This is a genomic window from Hydrogenophaga sp. FW305-3-2-15-A-LB1 (genome assembly GCF_058787875.1).
In genome coordinates this window covers 1-3,482 of record NZ_JBYTAE010000163.1, presented here as the reverse complement: position 1 = coordinate 3,482, position 3,482 = coordinate 1, and the positions used below count along the sequence as shown (strand labels likewise).

2 protein-coding genes and 1 pseudogene are annotated in these 3,482 nt (G+C 71.4%); all 3 read right to left on the bottom strand.

The annotated features are described in order from the left end of the window. Positions 1-542: hypothetical protein (locus tag AC3WPZ_RS27705; RefSeq protein WP_492442562.1), on the bottom strand; the 542-nt coding region annotated here is incomplete at its 3' end. A 259-nt stretch (positions 543-801) separates the two neighbouring features. Then, positions 802-3,168 carry a CHASE2 domain-containing protein gene (locus tag AC3WPZ_RS27700; protein WP_492442560.1) on the bottom strand — a complete coding sequence of 789 codons (2,367 nt, stop codon included), beginning with the start codon at positions 3,166-3,168 and terminating at the stop codon, positions 802-804. 7 nt (positions 3,169-3,175) lie between these two features. Continuing rightward, positions 3,176-3,482 (bottom strand): annotated as a pseudogene (locus AC3WPZ_RS27695) (hypothetical protein); the annotation flags it as partial.

The window sequence follows — 3,482 nt, the reverse complement described above, 5'->3', positions numbered from 1 at the left end:
GGCTGCAGCCGGGGCCGCGAGGGGGTGGCGTGCAGCGCGTCGCTGCCCAGCGTTTCGAGCAGGCGCGCGCCGGCGGCGAGCTGTTGGTGGGCCGGCAGGTAGCGCAGGTCGCCGAACAGGCGCAGGGCGTTCTCCGGCGGCGTGGCCGCCCGCGTGGCGAGGTACCAGAGGCGGAACACATGGGCCTCGTCGCACAGCGGCATCTGGTGGACCAGGTTCATGACCGAGGCGAACAGGTAGTCGGCCGCGCTCTCGGTCGGGGTCTTGCCGCTGCCGGGCGTGCCGTGATCGCTTTGCCAGACGGGGCTGTTGACCAGGCGTTGCAGGCGCCGGGCCCGGCCCAGGCCCCGGTCCACCTGCAGGTTGGCCTCCCAGCTGCGCACGGGGTCGTCCAGCCCCTTGCAGGGCGAGGTGGCGCGCGCCAGTTCCATCGCCAGCGAACGCGCTCGCTCAGGCTCCTGGCGGCTGAACAGCAGGCGCACCGTGCGGCCGAGCATGCGCATGGTGTGGATGAGGGGGTCGACGGGGAGAGGGGTGGTCATGCTGCTGAACTCGTCACGGGTCAGAACGTGCAGCGCAGCCTCGGGGGGAAACACGGTTTCTCGGGCACCGCGTTGCACAACCGAGGCGGCGCCCGTCTCCAGGGAAACGGTGCGGTCTGTTCGGTCTATCGTGTGGGTGCTCATGTCGTCAAAGGGAAATCGGGGAACGAGACATCAGCGTAGCCTCGACCCGTTTCGCAAACAAACGGTTTAACAGTCGCTTAACAGAGCGACCGTGTAAAGCGTGGAATGCACCCTCCTAGGGCAGGTGGGTGCTGGCGGCGAGCGTGAAATGGAAGGTCGTGCCATGGCCGGGCTGGCTGATGACCTCGATGCGCGCGCCGTGCCGTTCGATCACGGTGCGCACGAACACCAGCCCCAGGCCCACGCCGCGCGTGGCGCTGTGCTCGGGATCGAGCCGGGCGAACTGCTGGAACAGCCGCTGCTGCTGCTCGGGCGTCATGCCCGGGCCCTGGTCGGTGATGGAGACCCGCCATCCCCCGGTCGCCGCGTGCACGGCGCACAGCACCTCGGTGCCTTCGCCGCCGTACTTCACCGCGTTGCCCAGCAGGTTGGCGATGGCCCGGGTGAGCAGGCCGCGGTCGGCTTCGCACAGGGCCGGTGCATCGGGGCGCACCACCAGCAGGTTCACGCGCTGCGCCTGGGCCTGCGGCCAGACCTCGTCCACGGCCTCGTCGAGCAGGTCCACCAGGTCCACGGTGTCCAGGCGGTAGGTGCTGGATTCGGCCCGGGCCAGTTGCACGAACTCCTCGGCCAGGTCCAGGGTGCGGCGCGCATGCCGTTCGATGCGGCCCAGCGTCTCGGGCCGCATGGGCTGCTGGGGGTTCATGCGCTGCACTTCCAGCAGCGCGAGGATGGAGGCCTGCGGCGAGCGCATGTCGTGCGAGATGAAGCGCAGGGCCACGTCGCGCTGGCGCTCGGCCTCGCGGATGGGGGTGATGTCGACCAGGCTGGTGATCCAGCTGGTGGTCTGCCCATCGGTGTTGAAGCAGGGCACGAAGCGCACCAGCAGATCGCGCCCGGCGGCGTCGCGCGCCTCCGCCCCCCAGGGCTGGGTGGCGTGGTGCAGGCGCTCCATGTCGAACACCGGCTGCTGGGTGCCGGTGCGGTGCACGCCGCGCAGCAGCTCGCCAAGGGGGTAGCCCCGCAGCCGCGCCACCTTCTGCCGGCTGAAGTACTGGTAGGCGGCCTGGTTGCCCGCGAGCACGTGGCCGGAGGCGTCGGCGATGAGCGTGGCGTCGGGCAGGCTGTTGAGCGTCTCGCTGACGAAGCGGTGCAGGTTGCGCAACTGTTCGGAGGCGTTTTGCAGCGCGTTGATGTGGCGGTCCAGCAGATCGCCCGAACGGGCCGCCGGCAGCATGGTGGGCAGGTCGCGGCGGGTCTCCATGCGCCGGAACTCCTCGAGCAGGTAACCGAGCGCCGCGCGCAGGCGCCGCCACACCCACAGCGGATAGGCCAGCAACACGCCCAGCAGGGCGGCCGAAGGCGCGAACTGCAGGCCGGCCACGGACGGCGCGAGCGCGGCGGCCACGACGGTGGCGATCAGCAGCGCGGCGCTCGCCAGCAGCGAGGCGGTGGGCGCCAGCAGCAGCACCGCCAGCAGCGCGAGCCCCACCGGCACCACGCTGAACAGCGCGTTCTGCCAGGCATTGGCGCGTTCCAGCCGCTGGTCGAGCAGCAGCGCGTTCATCACGTTGGCCGCGATCTCCACGCCGTCCATCAACTCGGACTGGCCCGAACGCGGCGTGGCATAGGCGTCGCCCATGCCGGCGGCCACGGCACCCACGAGCACGTACTTGCCCGCGAACTGCTCGGGCGGTACCTGGCCCCGGAGCACGTCGACGTAGGACACGCGCGGGAAACTGCCCGGTGGTCCGGCGAAAGGAATCTGCATCCAGTGGTCGCGCTGCCAGGCGTCCGGGCTCTTGGGCGGCGGCGCCCGCTCGCCGGGCAGGGGCTCGGGCAGCGCGAAGCCACCCACGCGCAACAAGGCCACGGCGAACTGATCCCACCACTGGGTGCCGTCGCCTTCGCGCAGGAAGGTGCTGCGCACGATGCCGTCGTTGTCGATCTCCAGGTGCACGTGGCCGATGGCGGCCGCCGCCGAGGCGAGCTCGGGTGCCGGGTCGGTGCGGGTCAGCTGACCCGTGCCGTGCCGGTCCATCAGCAACAGGGGCAACACCACCTTGCCATTGCGCGCGATGGCCTCGCCGAGCAGGGCATCGTCCACGGCGTGGTCGCGGCCGGGTTCCACCAGGATGAGGTCCAGCCCCACGGCGCGCGGCCCCGCGGGGGTGATGCGGTCGAGCAGCGCGGCATGGAAGGCGCGGCGCCAGGGCCAGAGGCCGATCTCGCTCAGGCTCTTGTCGTCGATCGCCACGATCACGATGTCGGGCGACACCGCCTGCCGGCCCAGCCGCGTGAGCTGGTCGGTGAGGGCCAGGTCGATGTGTTCCAGGCTGCGCGAGCAACCCAGGGCGACCACGCCGGCCAGCAGGGCCGCCGACAGCAGGCCCCATTCGAGCCAGCGGGTGCGCGGACGGCGCGCGCGCGCCAGCGGCTCCTGCATCTGGGAGGTGGTGGATTCGGTGGGCCGCGTGTCCAAGCGAACGTCAGCGAAGGCCGCGCAGCACCGGCCGGCCTTCGCTGCTGTGGAGCGGCCGGTTGTCCGAGGTCACGACGCGCGCGTGCACGTCCAGGCGCTGCGGTTCGCTCCACGCGCCGGGCAGGCCGTCGGCGTCGATCTGGCGCACCCGAAGGTGGTACGTGCCGGGCGGCGGCATGGGCCGGGTGAACACCGCCTCGGCGAGCGACTGGTCGTCCAGCAGGCGGGCGAAGGCCGCGTCGTGCGTCACCAGGATCATGGTCACACCCTCGGCACGCCAGATGCGCAGCAGCTCTTCCTGCAGGCGCACGCGG